27 protein-coding genes and 2 tRNA genes are annotated in these 23,626 nt (G+C 38.3%); 19 read left to right on the forward strand and 10 right to left on the reverse strand.

Annotated features, from left to right (window positions below):
• The 4 genes from F3G91_RS05395 to F3G91_RS05410 all read right to left on the reverse strand — a co-directional run.
• Positions 1 to 1,102 (reverse strand): HAMP domain-containing protein (locus F3G91_RS05395; RefSeq protein WP_149700998.1); only part of this gene is annotated, 1,102 nt, incomplete at its 3' end.
• A gap of 117 nt (positions 1,103 to 1,219) precedes the next feature.
• On the reverse strand, positions 1,220 to 1,762 hold the full coding sequence (locus tag F3G91_RS05400; RefSeq protein WP_149700923.1) for an SCO family protein: 543 nt from the start codon (positions 1,760 to 1,762) through the stop codon (positions 1,220 to 1,222).
• Between the two features lie 9 nt (positions 1,763 to 1,771).
• Entirely contained in the window at positions 1,772 to 2,236 is a 465-nt protein-coding gene (locus F3G91_RS05405) for a hypothetical protein (protein ID WP_149700924.1), read from the reverse strand.
• A complete protein-coding gene (locus F3G91_RS05410; RefSeq protein WP_103611158.1) occupies positions 2,236 to 2,658 on the reverse strand; it encodes a copper chaperone PCu(A)C in 423 nt (140 codons plus the stop codon). The genes F3G91_RS05405 and F3G91_RS05410 overlap by 1 nt, the downstream gene beginning before the upstream one ends.
• 136 nt (positions 2,659 to 2,794) lie before the next feature.
• Here F3G91_RS05410 and pgp2 point away from each other — a divergent pair, with 136 nt between their 5' ends.
• The 5 genes from pgp2 to F3G91_RS05435 are packed head-to-tail and all read left to right on the forward strand — an operon-like array spanning position 2,795 to position 5,841.
• Positions 2,795 to 3,760, forward strand: coding sequence for a cell shape-determining L,D-carboxypeptidase Pgp2 (pgp2, locus tag F3G91_RS05415; protein WP_149700925.1), 966 nt, complete (start codon positions 2,795 to 2,797; stop codon positions 3,758 to 3,760).
• 2 nt (positions 3,761 to 3,762) lie between these two features.
• Positions 3,763 to 4,002, forward strand: coding sequence for a CmeU family protein (cmeU, locus tag F3G91_RS05420; RefSeq protein ID WP_149700926.1), 240 nt, complete (start codon positions 3,763 to 3,765; stop codon positions 4,000 to 4,002).
• A complete protein-coding gene (locus F3G91_RS05425; RefSeq protein WP_149700927.1) occupies positions 3,995 to 5,008 on the forward strand; it encodes an alanine racemase in 1,014 nt (337 codons plus the stop codon). The genes cmeU and F3G91_RS05425 overlap by 8 nt, the downstream gene beginning before the upstream one ends.
• Positions 5,009 to 5,017: 9 nt before the next feature.
• Positions 5,018 to 5,449, forward strand: a complete 432-nt coding sequence (locus tag F3G91_RS05430; protein WP_103608467.1) for a peptide deformylase — start codon at positions 5,018 to 5,020, stop codon at positions 5,447 to 5,449.
• Between the two features lie 50 nt (positions 5,450 to 5,499).
• A complete protein-coding gene (locus F3G91_RS05435; RefSeq protein WP_180996301.1) occupies positions 5,500 to 5,841 on the forward strand; it encodes a hypothetical protein in 342 nt (113 codons plus the stop codon).
• A 915-nt stretch (positions 5,842 to 6,756) separates the two neighbouring features.
• On the opposite strand, the gene htpX is transcribed toward F3G91_RS05435, so the two are convergent.
• The 5 genes from htpX to ribA are packed head-to-tail and all read right to left on the reverse strand — an operon-like array spanning position 6,757 to position 9,311.
• Positions 6,757 to 7,623 (reverse strand): zinc metalloprotease HtpX, encoded by an 867-nt coding sequence (gene htpX / locus F3G91_RS05440; protein ID WP_149700929.1) that lies wholly within the window; start codon positions 7,621 to 7,623, stop codon positions 6,757 to 6,759.
• Between the two features lie 8 nt (positions 7,624 to 7,631).
• Positions 7,632 to 7,994 (reverse strand): hypothetical protein, encoded by a 363-nt coding sequence (locus F3G91_RS05445; protein WP_149700930.1) that lies wholly within the window; start codon positions 7,992 to 7,994, stop codon positions 7,632 to 7,634.
• Positions 7,991 to 8,185 (reverse strand): hypothetical protein, encoded by a 195-nt coding sequence (locus F3G91_RS05450; protein WP_103570813.1) that lies wholly within the window; start codon positions 8,183 to 8,185, stop codon positions 7,991 to 7,993. The genes F3G91_RS05445 and F3G91_RS05450 overlap by 4 nt, the downstream gene beginning before the upstream one ends.
• Positions 8,182 to 8,748, reverse strand: a complete 567-nt coding sequence (gene rsmG / locus F3G91_RS05455; protein WP_149700931.1) for a 16S rRNA (guanine(527)-N(7))-methyltransferase RsmG — start codon at positions 8,746 to 8,748, stop codon at positions 8,182 to 8,184. The genes F3G91_RS05450 and rsmG overlap by 4 nt, the downstream gene beginning before the upstream one ends.
• Positions 8,748 to 9,311 carry a GTP cyclohydrolase II gene (ribA, locus tag F3G91_RS05460; RefSeq protein WP_149700932.1) on the reverse strand — a complete coding sequence of 188 codons (564 nt, stop codon included), beginning with the start codon at positions 9,309 to 9,311 and terminating at the stop codon, positions 8,748 to 8,750. The genes rsmG and ribA overlap by 1 nt, the downstream gene beginning before the upstream one ends.
• A 68-nt stretch (positions 9,312 to 9,379) precedes the next feature.
• Here ribA and hemB point away from each other — a divergent pair, with 68 nt between their 5' ends.
• The 12 genes from hemB to F3G91_RS05520 all read left to right on the forward strand — a co-directional run bounded on the left by hemB (position 9,380) and on the right by F3G91_RS05520 (position 22,904).
• A complete protein-coding gene (gene hemB / locus F3G91_RS05465) occupies positions 9,380 to 10,351 on the forward strand; it encodes a porphobilinogen synthase (protein ID WP_149700933.1) in 972 nt (323 codons plus the stop codon).
• A 1-nt stretch (position 10,352) separates the two neighbouring features.
• Complete coding sequence (argF, locus tag F3G91_RS05470; protein WP_149700934.1) at positions 10,353 to 11,270, forward strand: ornithine carbamoyltransferase; 918 nt, start codon at positions 10,353 to 10,355, stop codon at positions 11,268 to 11,270.
• The gene (locus F3G91_RS05475; protein ID WP_012001494.1) at positions 11,267 to 11,752 is read left to right on the forward strand and encodes a DUF2603 domain-containing protein; all 486 of its coding nucleotides are present in this window, start codon (positions 11,267 to 11,269) and stop codon (positions 11,750 to 11,752) included. Before argF ends, F3G91_RS05475 begins: the two co-directional genes overlap by 4 nt.
• Positions 11,745 to 13,106 (forward strand): oxygen-independent coproporphyrinogen III oxidase, encoded by a 1,362-nt coding sequence (gene hemN / locus F3G91_RS05480; RefSeq protein ID WP_149700935.1) that lies wholly within the window; start codon positions 11,745 to 11,747, stop codon positions 13,104 to 13,106. The genes F3G91_RS05475 and hemN overlap by 8 nt, the downstream gene beginning before the upstream one ends.
• 112 nt (positions 13,107 to 13,218) lie before the next feature.
• Positions 13,219 to 14,898, forward strand: a complete 1,680-nt coding sequence (locus F3G91_RS05485; RefSeq protein ID WP_103574048.1) for a TolC family outer membrane protein — start codon at positions 13,219 to 13,221, stop codon at positions 14,896 to 14,898.
• 20 nt (positions 14,899 to 14,918) lie between these two features.
• Positions 14,919 to 15,578, forward strand: coding sequence for a transglutaminase-like cysteine peptidase (locus F3G91_RS05490; protein WP_149700936.1), 660 nt, complete (start codon positions 14,919 to 14,921; stop codon positions 15,576 to 15,578).
• On the forward strand, positions 15,575 to 17,524 hold the full coding sequence (locus tag F3G91_RS05495; RefSeq protein WP_149700937.1) for a bifunctional diguanylate cyclase/phosphodiesterase: 1,950 nt from the start codon (positions 15,575 to 15,577) through the stop codon (positions 17,522 to 17,524). Before F3G91_RS05490 ends, F3G91_RS05495 begins: the two co-directional genes overlap by 4 nt.
• Positions 17,525 to 17,527: 3 nt before the next feature.
• Positions 17,528 to 19,666 carry a type I secretion system permease/ATPase gene (locus F3G91_RS05500; RefSeq protein ID WP_002941147.1) on the forward strand — a complete coding sequence of 713 codons (2,139 nt, stop codon included), beginning with the start codon at positions 17,528 to 17,530 and terminating at the stop codon, positions 19,664 to 19,666.
• Between the two features lie 2 nt (positions 19,667 to 19,668).
• Positions 19,669 to 21,135 (forward strand): HlyD family type I secretion periplasmic adaptor subunit, encoded by a 1,467-nt coding sequence (locus F3G91_RS05505; RefSeq protein WP_149700938.1) that lies wholly within the window; start codon positions 19,669 to 19,671, stop codon positions 21,133 to 21,135.
• Positions 21,135 to 21,632 (forward strand): DUF5416 family protein, encoded by a 498-nt coding sequence (locus F3G91_RS05510; RefSeq protein WP_149700939.1) that lies wholly within the window; start codon positions 21,135 to 21,137, stop codon positions 21,630 to 21,632. The genes F3G91_RS05505 and F3G91_RS05510 overlap by 1 nt, the downstream gene beginning before the upstream one ends.
• Before the next feature lie 17 nt (positions 21,633 to 21,649).
• A complete protein-coding gene (locus F3G91_RS05515; RefSeq protein WP_149700940.1) occupies positions 21,650 to 22,285 on the forward strand; it encodes a response regulator transcription factor in 636 nt (211 codons plus the stop codon).
• Positions 22,286 to 22,409: 124 nt separating this feature from the next.
• Complete coding sequence (locus F3G91_RS05520) at positions 22,410 to 22,904, forward strand: transglutaminase-like cysteine peptidase (RefSeq protein ID WP_223227820.1); 495 nt, start codon at positions 22,410 to 22,412, stop codon at positions 22,902 to 22,904.
• On the opposite strand, the gene F3G91_RS05525 is transcribed toward F3G91_RS05520, so the two are convergent.
• Positions 22,901 to 23,149, reverse strand: a complete 249-nt coding sequence (locus tag F3G91_RS05525) for a hypothetical protein (RefSeq protein WP_002941090.1) — start codon at positions 23,147 to 23,149, stop codon at positions 22,901 to 22,903. The two genes, F3G91_RS05520 and F3G91_RS05525, sit on opposite strands and share 4 nt — an antisense overlap.
• A gap of 257 nt (positions 23,150 to 23,406) precedes the next feature.
• On the opposite strand from F3G91_RS05525, the gene F3G91_RS05530 reads away from it, so the two are divergent.
• Positions 23,407 to 23,482 (forward strand) — tRNA-Thr (locus F3G91_RS05530).
• 52 nt (positions 23,483 to 23,534) lie between these two features.
• Positions 23,535 to 23,619, forward strand: a tRNA-Tyr gene (locus F3G91_RS05535).
• The last annotated feature ends 7 nt before the right edge of the window (positions 23,620 to 23,626 follow it).

Genomic DNA, 23,626 nt, shown 5'->3' on the forward strand with positions numbered 1-23,626 from the left:
CCTTATTTAGCTCATCTATCATAGTGCTATCTTTTTTGATGCCAGCTACGACTTTATCGATGTTTTCATTTATAGCTTTACTCATCTCACCAAATTCATCATTTGATCTTACCTCTAGCTTGCTTGGTGCTTTTGCTTCGTAAGTTACAAATTTAAATAGATCATCAAGCTTAGACTGGATAGTTTTTATAGGGTTAAGAGACTTTTTAAGTAAGAAATAGACAAATGCTGAGAGGATAACGATAAATAGCACTGCTAGGATTAGTTGGATCTTTAGGAGGGGCATAGTATTTGACGTAAATACATCTTTTTGCATAGCAGAGATAGCCAGCCAGCCACGATCGTTTAGCTCTATGAAGTCAGCATATCTATCCTCGCCCTTTGTGTTTTTATAGGCAATTAGTCCATTTTCATTAAATTCTTTATTTTTATATCTAGCGACTAGCTTGCTTGTGGTTGGATTGTCTTTACCGACTAGATCTTTGTCAGGGTGGATGATGATCTTGCCATCTTTATCTATTACGTAAGCATAACTATAATCAGTCTTGCTGATACTCATGATCTCTTTGCTTAGCTCTTCGATGCTAACATTTGTCGCTGTTACACCGATGTCTTTTATAGGAGCAACGAAGCTTATCACCATTTGTTGCAAAGATGCAGATACGTAAGGATCGGTAAAGGTAATGCCATTTTTTTCTTTAGCTAGTTTATACCAGTCTCTAGCTCTTGGATCATAGCCATCTTTTGGGGTTTCATTTTTGCCATTTGAGCGGTACATCGCACCGTCATTATAGCCAGCATAAACAAGCCCAACCTCTTTATTTGACATCGATTTGCCTTGAGCTAGGATGGCGTCGATGCCGTTGCGGTTTTCGTCTAGCTTAGACAAGATGGAGGACATGCTATCCACGATATGAAGATTGTTATTAAAAAATGTATTCATTGCATTTTTAACATCTTTTAGAATTTGGCGCTGTGTTTGCGTGACTAGCTCGATCGTTTTGTTTTGGGCAGTGTAGTAACTAGTAGCCGACATAGCCACAAACGATATACATAGAGCAACTATTAGCATTAGTGCTATTTTATTGGTGATTGACTTCACACGAATTCCTTTACATATGATTTACATTGTCGCAATATCGGCTAGTTTAAAAAGAATTGTATAGCTGTTTAAAAAATTTTTCTTTAAAAATAAGAAATTTTGATCTAAAAGATAAATTTAAGGTCTATCTTTTATTAAATTTAAAAGATTTTCTCTGATATTTTCGTTAGTTAAATTTGAAATTTCGCCGTAGAAATTCCCCTCTTTATCTAGCAGATAGATAGCAGAGCTGTGAGCGACAGAGTAGCCCATAGCAGAGTTTTTAAGATGCATTTTTTGGTATTTTACGCCGTAGTTTTTAGCAACTTTTGGCAGATCGTTCATCTTTAGCCCGTCTGCATCTTTGTAGAAATTTTTTGCCATTAGGGTTAAATTTTCAGGCGTGTCACGATCAGGATCAAGAGTGATGAAAAGTAGCTCAAAGTCGTCTCTTTTTAGCTTATTTAGCTCATCGCCCACAAGAGAGAGCGTAGTAGGGCAGACATCGGGGCAGTAAAGATAACCAAAATATATCGCTTTATACTTGCCGTTATAGTTTTTAAGGCTCACTTCGCCATGCTCTGAAAGCGCCTTAAAATCATACTTGTTTGGCTTTATAAAAAGCATCGCAAGACCAGCGCATATTAAGATTATTATTAAGCCCCAAAGTGTCTTTTTCATCATTTGCCCTTACATTTTTAGATCAAGATCGACAAAAAATCCAGTCTCTTTTTCGCCATCAAGCAGCTTAAACCTATACCTCATAAGATCGACCACGCAAGCACTTAGCACGACTTGGGCTATTAGATTATCGCCTCTTTGATCAAGCCTTGCCTTTATAGAACCCATGTTCATATTTATGCCATCGATTACAAGGTTTGGATCTTTTAGCCCTAAATTTTTGCCATTAATGATCTTAAAGCTAAACGGCCTCATCGCAAAGATCGGTCTTGGCGAGATGTCTATCTTTAGCTTAACGCCATTAAATTTCACCTCGCAAGCATCTTTGTTTAGATCGCATTTTAAAGGATCAAGTGATGTATTTACATCGGCAAATTCAGGCGGATCCTCTTTGCTGACCATAAATTTATGACCCATCCAAAAAGCGCCTGCTACGATAAAGATGAGTGAAAAAATGATTAGAATTTTTTTCATTATTTAAAGTTTTTAGTTACTCCGATATTATCAAGCTTGATGCTTTCGCCGTTGCTAAATTTAAGCTCCAAATCAACCTTGTCGCCATCTTTTATGGGCTTATTTAGATCCATAAGCATGATGTGAAGACCGCCAGGTGCTAGCTTTGTCTCGCCATTTTTTGGGATAACAGCGTCTTCAACCTGAACCATAGCCATCATGCCATTTTCCATCTTGTGAGTGTGAATTTCAGTGCTTTTACAAACACTTGAATGAACGCCAACTAGCTTTACATCGGCATTTGAAGCATTTTTGATATTCATGAAAATAGCGCTGTTGTTTGTACCGGGCTTTGTGTCTCTTGCTCTGACATTTTCTAGGCTTATATCTGCCGCCATAAGAGTAGAAGCTGCTAGCATAGCACCAAAAACAAGTTTTTTCATATTTTTCCTTTATGGTAAATTAATAATGGTTTTCAGATTATACATATAAAGAAACTAAAATTCCCTTTAAAATTTAAAAATTGAAATTTTTTAGGTTATAATTACGCACTAAATTTTACTTTTTGGGACACTTCACTTGAAAAAGATACTATTTTTCTTCATCGCGTTAGCGCCTTGTCTTTTTGCCCAAAATTACGAAGAAATTTACTTAAAAAATGGCCCATCTGCTGTCATAGAAGCCATTGAAAAGAACATTTTAAGTAAGGACTACTGGCTGAACAAGCTCAAAGACAAGGACGTTAGATACGGATACTACGACAACGAGATACTTCTAAGCGTGGTTGATAAGACTGACAAAGAGCTTGAGGTCATCTCTTATAAAGACGGAGTTACAAAAAAACTCTTTAGCTCAAGCGTCATTGTTGGCAAAAATGGCGACAAACTGCTTGAGGGCGACCTAAAAACGCCAGTTGGCGTCTATCAGCTCACACGTAGATTTACGCCAAATGATAGATATCTTGGACCTATTGCCTTTTCTCTTTCATATCCAAATTTACTTGATAAACTTGCAAAACGTAATGGCAGCGGCATCTGGATACATGGCTATCCGCTCGATGGTCAAAGGACAGATGAGCTAAAGACAAAAGGCTGCGTGGCTATGCAAAATGACATCTTGATGAAATTTGACGAAGTTATAGACCATAAAAAAACGCTCGCTTTTATCTATGAGGACAAGCGCCCAGAAGCAAGCGCGAACGACATAGCGGTGATCATCTCTGGAATTCTTAACTGGAAGAAGACTTGGAGCGAGAGCGACATTAATAGCTATTTGAAATTTTATGATAAAGATTTTGAGCGATATGACGGCATGAGCTTAGAAAATTTTAAAAATATGAAACGAGCAATCTTTTCTAAAAAAGAGAAAAAACATATCGCTTTTTCAAATTTTCTCATCACGCCTTATCCAAACCTTAAAAACGACAAGCTATTTCGTGTGAGTTTTTATGAGGATTATGCTGCTGATACGCATAAATTTGCAGGTCAAAAGACCCTTTATGTCAAGCTTTATGGCGATGAGATGAAAATTTTTATAGAGGAGTAGAAGTGGAAAAATCTCAAGAAGTAAAAGAGAAGATAGAGAAAATTTTAGAGGCGAGGTCTGCATTTTTTGCTGAGCTAGACCGCCAAGTGCCAAAGAAAAATGGCACTGACGTCTTTGACTTTACCAAGGTCAAAGAGGCTGATCTAAAAGAAATTTACGCTAAATTTTATGCATTTGACTACAACGTAAGAAAGCTCTTGCCTGACGTTTATAAAGCTTATGATGTGAATTTCAATGTCTGAGATACGCTTAAACAAAGCAGCCTATATCCACAATCTAACTAAAATTTGTGACAAAGCTGGCGGAAAAGAAAAAGTGATCGTCGTGCTAAAAGATAACGCTTATGGGCACGGCGTAAGGCTCATTGCTAGCGAGGCTAAAAAATTTGGCATAAAAAACTGCGCTGTAAAGAGCGAATTTGAAGCCAATGAGATCGCTGATATCTTTGAAAATATCTTGATCCTCTCACACATCCCAACAGGCGATGAGAGCGCTAAATTTACCTACGCCATAAACGACATAGACGCACTTTTAAAGATAAAAGAAAATACAAAAATCAACCTCGCCATCGACACTGGCATGCATAGAAATGGGCTTGATATAAGCGAGCTTGATTATGCATTTGAAATTTTAGCTAGAAGAAATTTAGAGCTTCTTGGCGCTTATACGCACTTTCGCGCAAGTGATGAGCTAAATGCTGATTATTTCGTGCAAAGAGAAAACTTTAGCGCCGCAAAAGCGAAAATTTTAGCTCTTTGTGATGAGTTTGGTATAAAAAAACCGATCTTTCACTCTCACAACTCAGCCGCCCTTGAAAGGACGAGCGAGATAAAAGACGAGATGGTGCGCGTGGGCATCGCCCAGTATGGATATGCTCAGTTTAATGGCTCTTTAAATTTAAAGCCAGTGCTTTCACTTTGGGCAAAGCGCGTTAGCAGACGGGTCTTAAAAAGTGGTCAAAGCGTGGGATATGGGGCTAAATTTATAGCAAAAGATGATATAAACGTCGCTACTTATGATCTTGGATATGGCGACGGACTGCTAAGATACAATGGACTTGGTGAGCTAAGGCTTGCAAACGGCGAGCTGATACTTGGCAAAATTTCTATGGATAGCTTTAGCTGCAAAGATAGTGGCGAGTGGGTCTGTGTCTTTGAGGACGCAAATGTCTGGGCTAACTTTTTTGGCACGATAAACTACGACATCTTGGTCAAACTCTCGCCAAATATCACTAGAAAATTTATATAAAGGTAATATGTGAAAAAGATCGTTTTATTAGCTCTTGTAAGCCTTGCTTTTGGTGTGCAAGAGAGTGAGTTTAAAGTTTATGAGCAGATACTAAATCAGCTTGATACAAAGCAGATCCCAGCCTTTGTCGTTCAAACCGCAAAGCCAAATTTACCAAGCAGGGTCGATGAGATGATCACGCTAAAAGATGTAAGCAGCGACGGGCTAAACATACATGGCGAGTTTGTCTTAAATGAGACCAAGACAAAGAAACTAAAAGGCTATAACAAGGCTCAAATTTCGGCTTTAAAAGATGAATTTTATCAAAATGGAAAAGAGGCGCTTTGCAACTCAGGCATGGCAAGAGCTGCGCTAAATCGCGGCATCACGCTAAGTGGTAGCTATGGCTTTGAGGGTAGACATCTTTTTGATTTGAAGCTGGATAAGAGTAGTTGCGAGTAGCCCTTTTTGCTCTGGTTTTTTGCTCGCTTGCTCTGGCTCATACGCCAGATATGGCAGCGAAAAATCACGCAACATACTACAAAAAAAAGCTCCCATTTATCTGCACGCCGACGCTAACGCTTAACGATATCTTAAACGTTGGCGACACGCTCATCTACAGATACGCCGTCAAACACGCAAGAAAGCAAGAGATCAAAAGGCTTGAAGAAAAAGAGCTTTTGGAATTTATCGAGGCTATAAAAAAAGAGAATTTAAGAACTGCTTGCAAGGACAAAGAAATTTTAAATATGCTAAGTATCGGCGTTAGCCTGGATGAAATTTTCTACTCAGAAAACGGCGAACTAATCTTTGAATACACTATAAAAGATGAAGACTGCAAGAGACTTCAGTGAAATTTGTGGTTAATTCAGTTTTTGGCTTGTCAATTTAGTTTTTAGCCAAACTGTATTTGTAAATTTTAACAAAACCGCATGCAGTGCGTCAGCACTGTTGCATGCCACTTATAACGTTGTCGGGGTTGGGGGATTGTTAAGGGGGAAGGGAGCTCTTTTACTTCGCAAACTCGTAACTGCAAGCAGACCATAATTCAAGCCTCTTCCCCCTTAACAAAGAAATAAACATTTAAATTTAATTAGGTTGCTTTGCAAATTTTAAACTTTCACTCACTCGCAAGAATTGACTACTAAAATTTGGCTTCGCTTATCGCTTAGCTCAAATTTTAGAGCCGAAATTACTCGTTCATGAAATTTTAAAATTTGCCTGACGATCACTTGATTTAACAAAGCAAATTTACAAATTTTAAAATCTTACTCACTCGCCTTAGCAGACTACTAAATTTAGGCTACACTTCATTTAGCACTAAATTTAGAGCCGTGATATGCTCGCTCATAAATTTTAAAATTTACTAGAGTTTTTAAACACATGCAGTGCGTCAGCACTGTTGCATGCCCCTCTAACGTGCGAGGGTTTTTACTCGGGCTTCGCCTCGTAACTGCAAGCAGACGTGGGATCTAAAGGGAGATAAAGGGACGGCTTTGCTTCGCTAGCTCGCAACTGCAAGCAGACCGTAATTCAAGTCCCCTTGTCTCCCTTTTGAATAAAAGAAATCTATAAATTTAATCAAGCTATCTTTTCAAATTTTAAACTTTCACTCACTCGCAAGAATTGACACTAAAATTTGGCTTCACTTGCCACTAAAATTAGAGCCAAAATTACTCGTTCATGAAATTTTAAAATTTGTCTATCTTTATTTAAAATTTAAACCAAAAAACAAAAAATTTAGCCCAAATTTACTAAGGGCTAAATTTTTACATACCTCTTTTTATCTCTTGCTCTAGTCTTTGAAGCTCGGCGATCCTGTCACTAGTGCTTGGGTGCGTTCTAAAAAGCACGCTAAGCTTGCTAGTTAGCGAGCCAAATGGATTTACGATAAACATATGTGCGCTTTGTTCGCTTGCGTTTTGCATGACGTAAGAATTTGAGTAGTTTTCAAGTTTTGTTAGCGCGCTAGCTAGCCACTCTGGGTGTCCCGTTAGATAGGCTGCGCCTTTGTCCGCCTTATACTCGCGCTCCCTTGAGATCGCCATTTGGATGACCGTGGCAGCTAGAGGCATCACAACGGCGATGATTAGCATAATTACTGGGTTGGCGTTTCGCTGCGAGTTTTGATTTTGACCAGCGAGGGTGCCTATCTTGGCAAAATTTGCGACCATCGCGATAGCCCCAGCTAGTATGGCAGCAACTGAGCCAGTTAGGATGTCGTAGTGCCTTACGTGGCTTAGCTCGTGAGCTAGCACGCCCTCGATCTCGTTTTCATTTAAAATTTTTAAAAGCCCCTCGGTTACTGCAACGGCTGCGTGACTTGGGTTGCGACCTGTGGCAAAGGCATTTGGTACCTCTTCTGGGATGATGTAAATTTTTGGCATCGGCAAATTCGCCTTTTGTGTGAGGCGTGAGACGATCTCGTAAAGGCCGTGAGCGTTGTTCTCATCGACTGGGATGGCGTTATATCTTTTTAGCACGAGCTTGTCGCTGAAAAAATAAGAAAATAGGTTCATGCCAGCTGCCATCAAAAAGGCGATCATCATGCCTTGTTCGCCGCCCACATAGCCGCCAACAGCGATAAAAACTAACATTAAAGCAACCATTAAAAAAGCGGTTTTGAAAATTTCCATTTTTGTCCTTATTTTATAGCATTTGGCAAGATCGCTGCGTCGATCTCAAATTTCGCAAGCTCGAAAAGGCTTGCTTCACTCTCTATCAAAACAGCGATAAGTGCGTCAAATAGGTAGTTTTGCGCAACTTTTGCCAGATCTTTTGCCAGCGTAATATCGGCAATAATAAATTTTGCTCCAGCGGCGTTTGCGATGATGGCTTCGTTTATGTCATTTGCAATGATGCTAAAGTTTGCTCCAGCTTCTAGCGCTTTTTCTATCAAATTTCTATCAAATTTAAAGAGATTTTGCCTACCGCTTGAAATTTCATCTTCGCTTTTACAAAGAAATAGCGGTTCAAATTTTATCAGCTCATCACCCAAAATTTTCATCTCTCACCCTTTATGCACTCTTTGCAGATGTATTTTCCGTCCCTTAGCACCATTTGATCGATGTCGCTAAAGACACCGCATTTGCTGCACTCTTCGAAGTTGCTGCTGCTTATCTTGTCGCTTTTTTTTCTATTTTTAAAAAATATGATGTAAATCGCAACCAAAATCGCTACAAAAAGCAAGTATTTCAACGTATCTCCCCTTGATTTTTGAGATTAAAAAATATGTAGTTTCTGTTTTTTTCATTATAAATTTGCGCATCTATGCCTGAAATTTCATCCATGACGCTAGAGCCCTTGTAGATGAGAAACTTAGTGCTCTCATCATAAAATCCCTTGCAAATTTTTATAAGCTCTTTTGTCTTGCTAAGCGCCCTTGAAGTGATGAGATCAGCTGTAAATTTATCTGCAAGCTCGATCTTTTGGCTATGAACTTCTAAATTTTGCAAGCCAAGCTCGATCTTAGCGTAGCTTAGAAATGATGACTTTTTAGCTATCGGCTCAAAAAGGTACCACTTAGTGCGCGGCATCGCAAGCGCTAAAAATATCGCTGGAAAGCCAGCTCCACTACCAACATCGATCGCCGTTTTGGCACTTAGGTCAAAAATTTCAAGCGGCTTTATGCTATCAAGCACCTGCTCGCTTATATCTTTATAGTTGCTTAAGCTATGAACTTTGTTAAATTTAGCAAAAATTTGAGCGTAAGCCTTTACTTTTTCGTCAAATTCTGCTGGCAAGCAAAGCTCATCTTTCATCACAAGATGTGCCCCATTTGCTCTTTTTTGACCTTTAAGTAGCCTTCGTTAAATTTATTTGGTTTTATGACGATAGGCACGCGTTTTACGATCTTTACTGAGCTTAGTCCGTGAAGTTTTAATGGGTTATTTGTGAGTAAATTTACCTCTTTTATGCCGTAGTGATTTAGGATAAAATCGACCACTTCGTATGTCCTCTCATCAGCCTTAAAACCTAGCTGGTGATTGGCTTCAATGGTGTCAAAGCCCTTATCTTGGAGGTTGTAGGCATTTATCTTGTTTAAAAGCCCGATATTTCTGCCCTCTTGACGCAGGTAGATGACCATGCCACCATTTTCTTCGATATATTTTAGGCTCGCTTCGAGCTGGTCGCGACAGTCGCACTTTAGGCTTCCGATCGCATCGCCAGTTAGGCACTCAGAGTGAATTCTAATATTTACCACTTCGCTTAGAGGCTCTTTGTAGATCACAAGGTGCTCTTTTGCCCCTTCTTTGAAGGCTTGAACCTTATAAGTGCCAAATCTTGAGGGTAGATTTGCGGCGTTTGAAATTTCTATTTTCATTTTAAATTTACTCCAACTGTGCTAAACTAGCTAAAAATCACGCATTTTAACAAAGAAAAGGCAAAAATATGTTTAAACGTTTTAGAAGATTAAGAATAAATCCAGCTTTAAGAGACATGGTAAGAGAGACTAGCCTTAGCGTAAATGACTTCATCTATCCGCTCTTTGTGGTCGAGGGCAAAGGCGTTAAAAACGAGATCGCTTCGATGCCGGGCGTCTATCAAATGAGTATCGATGAAATTTTAAAAGAGTGCGAAGAGATAGTAAATTTAGGCATAAAATCGATCATTTTATTTGGCATACCAAGCCTAAAAGATAGCGTTGGCAGCGATGCACTAAGTAACGACGGCATCATCGCAACTGCGCTTCGTGCCATAAAAGATAAATTTCCAAATTTAGTAGTCGTCACTGATCTTTGCTTTTGCGAATACACAGACCACGGTCACTGCGGCATAATCGACCACGTGCATAACACCATCGACAACGATGCAACGCTTGAAATTTCAGCCAAGCAAGCCTTGATACACGCTCAAAATGGCGCCGACATGATCGCACCAAGCGGCATGATGGATGGCATCATCGCAACGCTAAGAGAGACACTTGATAACAATGGCTTTGAGAATTTGCCAGTGATGGCATACTCAACTAAATTTGCCTCAGCTTACTACGGACCATTTCGCGATGTGGCACAAAGCGCACCAAGCTTTGGCGATAGAAAGAGCTACCAAATGGACAGCGCAAACCGCCTAGAAGCTATAAATGAGAGCTTGCAGGACGAGGCGCAAGGCGCTGATATCTTGATGGTAAAGCCAGCGCTTGCCTATCTTGACATCGTTAGAGAGCTTAGAAATTTGACACTTCTGCCTATCTGCGTCTATAACGTAAGCGGCGAGTACGCACTGCTAAAAGCTGGCGCAAAAGCTGGCATCATCGACTATGATCGCGTCATGATGGAGACATTAATCGGCTTTAAAAGAGCAGGTGCAAATTTGATCATCACCTATCACGCAAAAGAAGCGGCTAAAATTTTAAGGGGCTAAGATGAGGCACTTTTTGACGCTAAATGACTTTAGCAAAGATGAAATCGAGCAGATGATAAATTTAGCCCGCAAGATCAAAAAAGAGGCGAAGGCTAGAGAATTTAAGCCATATCTTAAAGATCAAAAGCTTGCGATGATATTTGAAAAAAGCTCAACTAGAACTAGAGTGAGCTTTGATGTAGGCATGCATGAGCTTGGCGGATATGCGCTATTTTTAAGCAAAAATGATATACAAATAGGCCGCGGCGAGCCTATACGTGACACTGCTAGAGTGATAAGCAGGATGTGCGATATGGCTATGCTAAGGGTCGATAAGCACGAGACGCTAGAAGAATTTGCTAAATTTTCAAGCATGCCAGTGATAAATGGGCTAAGTGATAAATTTCACCCAGTGCAACTCATGGCAGACTATCTAACTATGCTTGAATTTAGCGCAGGCGAGAAGGTCGCGTACGTAGGGGATGGCAACAACATGACTCACTCGTGGCTCATGCTAGCAAGCAAGCTTGGCCTTGAGCTAAGGGTCGCCACGCCAAAAGGCTACGAGGTGGATGCTGAAATTTTAAAAATGGCCAATGAAAACGCAAAAATTTCAGGTGCGAAAATTTTTATCACAAATGATATAAAAGAGGCGGTAGATGGTGCCGATGTGGTGACTACGGATACTTGGGTATCGATGGGGCAAGAGGCTGAGAAAGAAAAGAGGCTAAAAGACTTTGCTGGATACTGCGTGGATGAAAATTTGATGAGCCTAGCTAAAAAAGATGCGATATTTTTGCACTGCTTGCCAGCTTACAGAGGCTACGAGGTGAGCGAGGCGGTCTTTGAGATGCACGCGGATGAAATTTTTAGCGAGGCGGAAAATAGACTTCATGCACAAAAGGGCGTGATGGTCTGGTTAGATGAGAGAAGAAGATGAGTGAAGAGAAAAATATATATGATGAGATAGATGAGATCGGTAATAACCTTGGGTTAAGCGAGCCTGAAAAAACGGTCTTTGAGATAGTTTCAACGAAAAATCCAAACGAGCACATTTTAAATTTAAAAAGTGGCTCTTGGGACTCGAAAGAGCCGTGGTTTGGCATTGATGAAAATCAAAATTTACACACGGTCATTTCTGTACAATCGCTCTCAGCTTTGATAGAGGCTTTAAAAGAGTCGCAAAAAGAGAATTTTGACCTAAGGCTTGAAAAGACGATCTGGCAAAATATCCCAGTTGATTTTAGCGATGTTTGGGTGGTTGCGATGGATGAGATCAAAAAGATCGCTCACGATAAAAAGAGCAGGCAGTTTAACATCGACCTTGATAAGCTGGTAAAAAATATCAAAAAAGAGCATCCAAATTTATTTGTAGATATAAAAGAGATGATCCAAATGGCAAGGAGCAGGGCAGATGATTGATTTTAGTGCGTATGTGAAGTATTCAAGGCCAGGGCCAAGATATACGAGCTATCCGACAGCACCGGAGTTTAGTGACAAATTTAGCTATGATGCTTACGTAAAAGAGCTTGAAAACCGCGATAAAAAAAGGCCGCTTTCGCTTTATTTGCACTTGCCATTTTGCAGGAGTGCTTGCTACTTTTGTGGCTGTAACGTCATCTACACGAGCAAAGAGGACCGCAAAGAGAGATATATAAGATATATAGAAAAAGAGCTTGAAATTTTAGCTCGCCACCTAGATACAAGCACCGAGGTCTTGCAGATGCACTTTGGTGGCGGCACACCGACATTTTATAATGCCGCTCAGCTTGATGAGATCATCAAACTTATCAAGGCTAAATTTAAAAATTTCTCAAAAGAGGCTGAGATAAGCTGCGAGATAGACCCGAGATTTTTGACAAACGAGCAGCTTGATGTGCTCATATCTCATGGCTTTAACCGCATAAGCTACGGCGTACAGGACTTTGATGAGAAAGTGCAAAAAGAAATTCATAGAATTCAGCCTTATGAGATCACTCAAAATGCCGTAAAAATGGCTAGAGAAAAGGGCATAAAATCAATCAATATGGACCTTATCTACGGCCTACCATATCAAAGTCTGGAGAGCTTTAAAAAGACGCTTGAACTTGCTCTTACACTTGATCCAGATAGGCTTGCAGTATTTAACTACGCTCACGTGCCGTGGATAAAAAAGTCAATGCGTAAATTTGATGAGACAACCCTGCCAAATCCAGAAGTGAAGCTTGAAATTTTAAAATTTACAGCTGAATTTTTAATTAAAAATGGCTACAAAATGATAGGAATGGATCACTTTGCAAAGCCAAATGATGAGCTTTTTGGTGCTTTGGCAAACGGCACTTTGCATAGAAATTTTCAAGGATACACGACAAAGGGTGGCGCTGATCTTATCGGCATAGGCATCACAAGTATCGGTGAGTGTAAAAGACACTACGCACAAAATCATAAAGATATGGATGAGTATGAAAAAGCGATCGATAGTGGAAAGTTGCCATACGCAAAGGGAATTTATCTAAGTGATGAAGACTTGCTTAGAAAAAGTGTGATCATGAGTTTGATGAGTAATTTTGGGCTTAATATCAAGGCAGTCGAGGATGAATTTCATATAAATTTCTTTGAACATTTCAAAAATGAGCTTGAAGAGCTAAAGAATTTAAGTGAATTTGTCGATGTTACGACAGATAAAATCAGCGTAAATGAGACAGGAACGCTGATAATACGAAATATTGCAATGTGTTTTGATGAGTATCTTAAGAAAATTCCAGAGAATTTAAGGCGATTTTCTAAGACGATATAAAAATTATTTTTTTGTCATAAGGTATTTAAAATACGTTTAATATTTCTTGGTGTATAATTCGCACTAAAAGTCGAGCCAAAGCTTGACAATAAAAAGGTAAAAGGATCTAGTTATGAAAAAGATGTTAGCAATTAGTGCTTTGGCCGCAGCAACGTTGCTGTCTGCTCAAGATGTCCCTTATAGGATTTTTCTAGCTTCATTCGCTCAAGATGATAGCGCTGCTAGAATCGATAGTGCTGTTAGCAAAGTAAACAGCAAAATATCAGATAGCAGACTAACTACTGGCGTTTATGAAGTTGGTGGAAGAAAGTTTTTATATGTTGATACAACTCCAGTTTCTGAAAATGAAGCTAATGAGTTGTTAGCTAAAGTTCAAAATGAGTCAGGTTATAAAGATGCTTTAATGAGAGCTAAGTCACCTGTAACAAATGCTCAGTCAGCTAAAAAATCTAATATAGAGCAAACTATATCAGCAGAGCCTAAAGCAGCAGCTACAGCACAAGCTGATGATAGTGTATTAACTTTGGATCAAGTTGTAAAAACTATTTTAAATGAAAACCCAAGCTTAAAAGCTACAGAATTTAACTACTTACAAGTAGGCAAAGATCTAAAAATAGCTAAAAATGCTTACTATCCAACACTTGATGCAGCTGCTAGAGTAGGATATGAGAGAAAACGTCTTGATGATGGTATCTCAACAAGAAGAGGCGACGGCAGAGTATCTGGCGCATCTTTAACTTTAGTTGAAAACCTTTATAATGGTGGCGCTGATAAAAACAGAATCAACTCTCAAAGCGCAAGACTTGACTCAGCTGCTTACACAGTAGCTCAAGCTGCAGATAGACTAACACTAAGCGCTGCAAATGCTTATCTACAAGTTCTTCAAACAAAGAGAATTCTTGACATTGAAGAAGAAAACGTAAAAAGCCATGAAGAAATTTATAGCCAAATCAAAGATAGAGCAAGATCAGGTTACGGCGTAGCTTCTGAAGAGAGACAAGCTGGATCACGCTATACTTTGGCTCAATCAAACTATATAGCTGCTAAAAATAACTATGAAGACGCACTTTCTACATTTGAAAAACTATATGGAAGAAAAGTTGCTGCTAAAAACCTAGTAATGCCTGAATTTAACCTGCCATTACCAAGCACTAAAGAGGCTGTTTATGATAAAGCTGTTCTTTGCAACCCAACACTTCTAGTTCAAAGATCAAACATCGCTATGGCAGAATCTGTTGTAAAAGAGAAAAATGCACCATTCTTACCAAAACTAGATCTTGTTGTGTCAGGTGCCTATGATCACTCAAATGTTTTATATGATGATTATGAAGAGCAAACATTTGACGCTCTTTTAAGACTAAACTATAACCTTTACAACAAAGGTAACGATAAGTTAGATAAAGAGAAGAGCCAACTTGCTGTTCAACAAGAGCAACAAACTATGGATAACCTTGTAAGAGAGCTTAAAGAATCTTTAGAATTCTCATGGCAAAACTATGTTCTTAACCAAGAGAAAATGGGATATCTTAATCAACACGTTGAGTATGCAAAAGCTACTCTTGATGCATACCAAGATGAGTTTAGAATCGGTCGCCGCGACCTTATCAACCTACTTGATGCAGAAAACGAGTACAACACAGCTTTAAAAGAGATAGCTACAACTGAGACTGCACTATCTTATGCAAAATATAGATTGCTAGATAACATGGGTATGGTTTCAGATAGTTTTGAGCCAGGCTTTGCTAAGAGATATATTCAAGGCGCTTGCAGTATTCAAAACGACTTAAGATAAAAATTTAAAAAGTGATGACCATGAGGGTCAAAGCAAAATTCTGGACGCTTATTTTAAGCGTCCTTTTTTCGTTATTAGCATTAAATGCTGTCGGGGATTTTATAAAACAAACAACGATAGCAAAGGTGGCTAAAATTTATGGAGAAGATGCAAGAAGAAGGGCATCGGCATTAAATTCTTTAATGACTTCATTGCAAGATGCAACCGAACAAGAGAAATTAATAAAAGTAAATGATTTTTTTAACTCTTTTAGGTGGGTTGATGATATGCAACTTTGGCATAAAAAAGATTACTGGGCTACCAGAATGGAATTTGTAGGAAAAGGCGCTGGTGACTGCGAAGACTACGTTATCGCAAAATATTTCACACTAAAGCAACTTGGAATTCCAACTCAAAAATTATACTTCACATACGTTAAAGCCTTAAGATACAACCAAGCACATATGGTTTTGGCATATTATGATACACCAAAGTCTATTCCATTAATTTTAGACAACATAAATGGTAAAATAAAAATCGCAACTCAAAGAACAGACCTTGTGCCAGTTTATAGTTTCAACGGTGATTCGCTATACTTGGCAAAACAAGAAGGTCTTGGTCAGGCAATACCAGGTGGAAATCAAAAACAAAATCCTAAGTGGATGGAACTAATAGATAGGATAGGAAAAGAGGATTTATGACGCTATTTAAACAGATTATGATCGCTGTGATAGCTTTTGGCATCGTGATTTTTATGGCTGTTGGCTACTTAAATTTTAAGAGCCTAAATGGATACATCAACGACCAGCTCGGTGAAAACGCAAGGCACACAGCAAATTCACTTGGACTTGCCCTTAAGCCTATAGTTGATCCTGAGGATATGTCTTTGGCTCAAACGATGATAAATTCTATGTTTGATAGCGGCAGATACAAGCTCATTAAACTTGAAGACGTCGATGGTAAGGTGCTCATAGAAAATTCTCAACAAACTATCGTTAAAGATATCCCTGAGTGGTTTTATAAGATTGCTAAATTTGAAGCTCCTGTTGCAACTAGCGAGATCATGACTGGCTGGGCTAAATTTGGCACACTCTATGTTCAAGGCAGCACAGCACTTGCTTACAATGAGCTTTACTCAAACTCAAAAAATATTTTTAACTTTCTAGCTTTAATGATCATCATCGCTCTTGTCGTGGCGTTTTTTGCTCTTAAGGCGATATTTAGACCGCTTGTTAAGGTGCAAGATCAAGCTGAAGCGATACTTGATAATAAATTTATCATCCAAAAGAGAATTCCATTCACAACCGACCTTAAAAAGATGGTGCTCGCCATGAACTCGATGGTTAGCAAGGTTCAAGACATATTTGAAAGAGAGGCGGCTACACTTAGTAAGTATCAAGAACTTTTATATAAAGACTCTATGAGCGGCACTTACAATAGAAGATTTTTTCAAACTAAATTTAGTGAGTATCTAGCAAGTGAAGAGTATTCAAGCGGTGTTGCTTCGCTTGTTAGCTTTAAAGATCTAGCTGGGTTAAAAGGCGTTCTTGGCTTTGAAAAATGGCAAAGTGTCATCATAAAAATAGCTCAAATTTTACAAGAAAAATCAACCGAAAATGACCAAAATGCGATTGTCGCAAGGTTAAATGACAACGATTTTATCTTGCTTTCTTACGGTAAAAACTCGTCAAATTTCTCAGCTTTAGACGATAAGATCATGGCTGAGTTTAAAAAACTCTATGCAAATTTCTCTATAAATGATAGCGAATGCCCAGTCAATGCTGCTATTGTCGAGTATACGCCAAGCACTGATATGAGGACGCTACTTACATCAGCTGACGTTACTTTGGCTAGTACAAGACTGGCTGGCTGCTTTACTTGCAAAGAATTTAATGCAAATCAAAACACCCTAGTCATCGGCAAAGAGAAATATAAAGAGCTTATCTTTGACTCTATAAAAGAGGATAAATTTAAATTTGCAGCTCAAAAAGTAGTTGGTTTTGACTCAAGCTTTGAGCAGTACGAACTTTATCTAAGGCTCGTTGATAGCGAGGGCAAATGGCGTATGGCATCATACTTTATGCCAATGGTAAATGAGCTAAATTTAGGTGCGATGCTCGATCTTCATATCCTAAATAGAATCGCTAGAATTTTGCCTGAAAATATCTTGCCTCAAGGAAGCTTGGCGATAAATTTGGGTAAAGAGATATTAAGCTCGGATGAAAATTTCTCAAAACTTGAAGCCACACTTAAGAAAATCGCTCAAATTTCAAAATATAAAAACTATATAGAAATTCCAAACAAAGACGATATTAGTATCGAAAGTATAGTTAGACTTACTAAAAAATTAAAAGAACTCGGCTTTGGTTTTGGATTTGACCACTTTGATCTTAATGCAAAAGGCATTGAGAAGCTAAAAGAATTTAATCCAGACTACGTAAAGATCCAGTCAAGCGTCTTAATCGACTTTTTAAGTGATAAATCAGGAGCAAACACAAAACAATCACTAGATGTTGTTTTAAGCTCAAAAGATATCATTTTGATTGCGATCGGTGTTGAGAGCGAAGAGCAAAAGAGTAAGCTAATTGAGCTTGGCATTAAAAATATGCAAGGAATTTACATAGATGAAATCAAAAATATTGGATGATAGATGCATAGCGATAAGATAAAAGACGAACTGCTTCAATGTTTGGTGATCTTTACCAAACTTCATAACAACCCATATAGTGCCGATGCTTTGACTATCGGTCTGCCTGTAAAAGATGGCGAAGAGATCGAGCTTTTTTCACTAAAGAGCTCGAAGTCTTTATTTTCTCGTGCAGCTTCACGTGCTGGCTTTGCATCGACGCTTGTCAGAAAAGACCTTGATCAAATTTCGCCTTTAGTTTTGCCTTGTATCTTGATGCTTAGAGGCAAAAAAGCGTGTATCTTGCAATCTTTCAGCGAAGACAAAAAGATGGCAAACATCATCACGCCTGATCTTTCAACTGGCACTAGCACGATAGAAACAAGCAAGCTAAAAGATGAGTATCTAGGCTACGCTTACTACCTAAAACGTGAATTTGTCCCAGAAGATACAAGCTCGACAAAGCTTATTGACGCTGGTAATGACCACTGGTTTTGGGGCACTTTAAAGCGCTCTAAGAAAATTTACTTTGACGTCGTGATAGCAAGCTTTATCATAAACTTATTTGTCCTTGCAAGCCCGCTCTTTACGATGAACGTCTATGACCGCGTTGTGCCAAATAATGCAGTTGAGACACTTTGGGTTCTAGCGCTTGGCGTGAGCGTCGTTTATGGCATCGATCTATTTTTAAAATTTGTCCGTTCATATTTTCTTGAGATCGCAGGTAAGAAGAGCGATATCATTATGAGCTCTATCTTGTTTGAGCGCGTAATGGATATGAAATTTAGCAATAAGCCAAAGTCAGTTGGTTCATTTGCTAGCAACTTGAAAGAATTTGACACAGTTAGAAATTTCTTCTCATCTGCGTCACTTGCTGCCATTGTGGATCTACCATTTGCGTTAATCTTCTTGATAGTTACCTACTTTATAGGAAGCTACCTTGTGCTTGTGCCTATCGTTATCATGATAGCTATTTTGTGCTACACATTTTTTATAAAAGACCCACTTCAAAATGCGATCAAAAGCACGTTTGAGGCTTCAGCTATGAAAAATGGAATTTTGATAGAGAGCCTTAGCAGCTTGGAGACCATTAAAACTCTTGGTGCTAGCGGTCACGTGCAGTGGAACTGGGAAGAGGCGACTGGCGAGATAGCAAACAGAAGTATCAAGTCAAAGATCATCACTACTTCGATCACAACCGTGACTTCATTTTTGGTGCAGTTAAACACTATCGCTATCATCGTTCTTGGCGTTTATATGATACAAGATACGCACCTTACAATGGGTGGTTTGATCGCTGCTGTTATGCTTAGCTCTCGTGCGATCGCTCCTATGGGTCAAGTAGCCTCACTAGCTGCAAATTTTGAGCAGACAAAGACAGCTTATCAAAGCCTTAGCAAGATCATGCAGATGCCAGTTGAAAGACCTGAGGGCAAGAAATTTGTTAGAAGAAATTCTTTTGAGGGCAAGATAGAGTTTAAAAACGTTAGCTTTACATATCCAGATACTACAAAAGGCTCACTTGATAGGATAAATTTTGTCATTCAGCCGGGCGAAAAAGTAGGCATCATAGGTAGAAATGGCTCTGGTAAGACAACACTGCAAAAGATAATCCTAGGCCTTTACGCACCGACCGAAGGCTCGGTACTAATTGATGGTATAGATATCAACCAGATAGACCCAGCTGACCTTAGAAGAAATATCGGCTACGTGCCACAAGATGTTGTGCTATTTAAAGGAACGGTTAGGGAAAATATCGTTCAAAAAGCTCCTTATGTCGATGATATGCAGATCATTAAGGCGGCTAAGGTAAGTGGCGTAGATGAATATGTCAATGCTCACCCACTTGGATTTGATATGCCAGTATTTGAAAGAGGTGATGGCATTAGCGGCGGTCAGCGTCAAAGTATAGCTGTGGCTAGGGCATTTTTGCTTGATAGTCCTATCATCTTGCTTGATGAGCCTACAAATTCGCTAGACAATACAGTTGAGAGCAAGCTAAAAGCAAATTTAAAGGTAAATACCGTAAATAAAACTATGATCTTAGTAACTCACAGAACATCGATGCTCGATCTTGTTGATAGGCTCATAGTGATGGATAACGGCAAAATTTTACTAGATGGTCCAAGAGACGAAGTTTTAGCTAGACTTAGTGGGAAGTGATTATGCAAGAAGATATAAAAAATCAACAAAATGAAAATTTAAAGCCAGACGAAAAGTCAGTTCAAAAAAGCGACATAAAAGATCAAGAGAGCGCTGGAGATCAAATTTTAAATAGCGTAGATGGCATCAAGTCAAACATCCAAGCAAAAAACTACGATGCTTATGACTTGAAATTTATGTCAAGCCTCTCAGAAGCAGTTTTGGCAAAAGCTCCATCAACCTCAAAAAAGATACTTTATGCAGTTAGTATAACTGTATTTTGGCTTCTTATCTGGGCTTCATGGGCGCAGATAGATGAGATAACAAGAGGTAGCGGCAAGATCATCCCATCAGGCAAAAACCAAGCGATACAAAACCTTGAGGGTGGTATCGTGGATCAAATTTTTGTAAAAGAGGGCGACGAGGTTAAAAAAGATCAAATTTTAATCAGACTTGATAATAAAAACTTTACAAGTAGCTACGGCGAGTCAAAGCTAAGACTTGATGAGCTTCAGGCTAAATTTATGAGGCTTGATGCTGAGGCAAATGATAAAGAATTTGACTATAACGAAACAAGAGATGCGAACAATAGCAAGGCTATAAGATACGAGATAAGCTTGCATAACTCAAACATCGATCACCTAAATGAGCAAATAGGAATTCTAACAGAGCAGATCCATCAACGCCAAAGTGAGCTAAATGAGCTTAGAAATAAAATTTCTCAAACTCAAAATAGCTACAACCTTGTCTTAAAAGAAAAAGCTATCATGGAGCCTATCTTTAAAAAAGGTCTTGTTAGTGAGGTCGAGTATATCCAGCTTCAAAGACGTGTAAATGACCTAAAGGGCGAGCTTGACGCATCTGTGCTTGCCGTGCCAAGGGTCGAATCAACCATAAAAGAGGCAAAAAATAAGATAGAAGAGGCAAAGCTGGCATTTAAAAACAATGCAAAAAAAGAGCTAAATGAAGTTTCTGCTGAGATCGCAAGGATAAACGAGTCGCAAATCAGCCTAAGCGATAGGGTCGAAAGAACTTATGTGAGATCTCCGGTAAATGGTATCGTTAGTAAGATGATGGTGCATACTGTCTCAGGCGTTATCAAACCTGGTGAAAACATCGCTGAGATCGTCCCAATAGAAGATAAGCTCATCGCTGAGGTAAAGGTTAAGCCAGCTGACGTTGCATTTTTAAGACCTGGACTTGATACGATGGTTAAATTTACGGCGTATGATTTTAGTATTTATGGCGGCTTAAAAGGCAAAGTAACGCAGATCAGTGCCGATACCGAGACAAATGAAAAAACAGGCGAGAGCTACTATCTAGTTAGGATAGAAACTGAGAAAAACTATCTTGGAACAGAAAAAAAGCCACTTAGGATCAAGGTTGGCATGATAGTTTCAGCTGATATCATCACTGGTAAAAAGACGATACTTGACTATCTGTTAAAACCTATCTTAAAAGCAAAACAAAACGCTTTAACGGAGCGATAATGCAAAAGTCAGCTAGCTTTGAGCGAAATTTTAGCGAATATCAAATTTCAAGAGCAAAGCTGGCTGATGAATTTGTCATTGTAAATGATGGCAAAATATGCGATCTAATCGGAAGAGGAGTCGTTAAATTTCTCTTTAAAGACTGTGAAAAAAGCTTTGATGAGATGATAAATTTAAAAAGTGAAAATTGCATAAATTTATCTGGTGTAGAGATCAAAGATGAGCTTATAAAGAGCATCAAAATATCAATTAGTGGCTACGATGAAAGCAGCGATAGCTTGGACTTTGATCTAAATTTACTATCTCTTAGTGTGCCATATAGATACGCTATATCAAATGGTTGTTTTGAGATGAGTATCTTTTTAAAAGAGAAAAAAGAAGTGGTTGAGAAATTTTTATCCACTTTTAGTTATAAATTTGAGGCAAATAGTGGCAAGGAGCGCTACTTGATCGTTTTCGTAAATGAGTCAAAAATTTACGAGCAAACCCATATGTGATATAAGGAAATATGGTTATGAATGTGGTTTTTTTTACTCAAAATGGTTCGCTTAATAATCTTTGGCGAGGGTACTTTTCAGATGACGATGTGAAATTTACTCACAATAAAAAGGATTTTTTTGCAAATTTAAACGACGAGGTTGATATCGTTGGTATCGACACAAATGCTTTTAAAGATAGCCTTGATGAAAATATTAAAACCATTCATGAAAGTTTTCCAAATATAAAATGTCTAATCCTTGCAAACGAACCAAAATTTAGTGAAGGCAAACATCTGCTGGCTCTTGGTGTCAAAGGATATGCAAACTCACACATGAGAAAAACACACTTTGAAGATGCCTTTGAGACTATTTTAAATGGCAAAGTTTGGCTTTATCCAGAATTTATCCAAGCCATGATCGGAGAGCTAACTGGCTCATATATAAATAATGAAAGTGAAACTTTAGAGAAAAAGTCTGATCTAAGTGAGCTTAGCTCACGTGAAAAAGAGATCGCAAACTTAATCTACCAAGGTCTAACAAATAACGAAATTTCAGAGCAAACAGGCATTACTTTAAGGACGGTAAAGGCGCACACTACGTCGATTTACAGCAAGCTAAATGTGAAAGATAGAATAGGTCTTGTGCTTTTGATGAAGCAGCTGTATGCGTAAAATTTTGCTTCTTTTCTTTTTTGCTTCTTTTCTTTTTGCAAATAATTTTGAAATTTCTCCAAAAAATATATCTCAATGTAAAAATCAAATTTGCAAAAATATCCTAAATCACTATGCAAATTTTATGAAAAAAATAGAACATGAAAGCTTTATCAGAAAGCTAGAGCTCATAAATTCATACTTAAATTCTTTGATGCCAAGATATGATGATTTTTACAATACAAATGTCGATGTATGGAGCACTAGGGGTGAGTTTTTAAGGCGAGGTGGCGGAGACTGCGAAGAGTACGCGATATCAAAGCGCGATAGCCTAAAAGATCTTGGCGTGGATAATCAAAAATGCCTTCTAGTAGTTCAGGAAAAAAATACAAAAAAATATCATATGGTGCTAGCTGTTTGGGAAAATTTACACAAAGAGCCTTTGATACTGGATAATCTAAGCTTTAGAGTTTTGCCGCTTTCGAAGCGCTACGACTTGGTTCCAGAGTATTGCTTGATGGACGGGAAATATTTTAAGATAAAAAAAGATGGCATAAATTTAGAGCCAGTGAATATAAGAATGCAAACTTATGAAAATTTGATAAAAAAGGAAAAAGAAGAGAAATTTTGGAAGAATTAATCTTCCAAGTCAATGTCTATTTTTTCAACATTTGTTGTAATATCTTTAGTATTTTTCTCAATGTTGTGTTTATTTTTCTCGATTAGTGATCTGTTTTGACCTATAAGGTCTCTATTTTCTTTGATACCATCACTGTTTTGCTCGATCATTTTGCTTAGCGTCGCTATCTTTTTTTCATAGCGGATCATTAAGAAGTAGATCACATAAATTAGCAGTAATATTACCGCCCAAGGTAAAAATTGCATATTAAATCCTTTGTAATTTTTCGTAATTATAGAAATTTTAGCTTTTAAAAAAAATAAAACTATGAAAATATGAAATTTTGTATAAGTAAAATTTATCTTTGTTTTTGGTAAAAGTGGCTCAGATTAGTGGGCTATTTTTGAAATTTTTTTTTAAATTCTATAGATTTTTGATTGTAAAAAATTAGATAAAATATTTTTCAAAATCTCCTTGACTTTTATTTTATTTTGGGCTATAATTGCCACTTCACAAAACAGGTGCTGGTGTAGCTCAGTTGGTAGAGCTACTGCCTTGTAAGCAGTGGGTCGGCGGTTCAAGTCCGTTCACCAGCTCCATTTTGTAACAGTGTTTGACCAGAAAATACCAAAATAACTTATTAATGTTTAAGGTGAGATACTCAAGCGGCCAACGAGGGCAGACTGTAAATCTGCTGACTATGTCTTCCGTGGTTCGAATCCACGTCTCACCACCATTGTTAT

Source organism: Campylobacter concisus (assembly GCF_902460715.1).
Lineage (GTDB): Bacteria > Campylobacterota > Campylobacteria > Campylobacterales > Campylobacteraceae > Campylobacter_A > Campylobacter_A concisus_AK.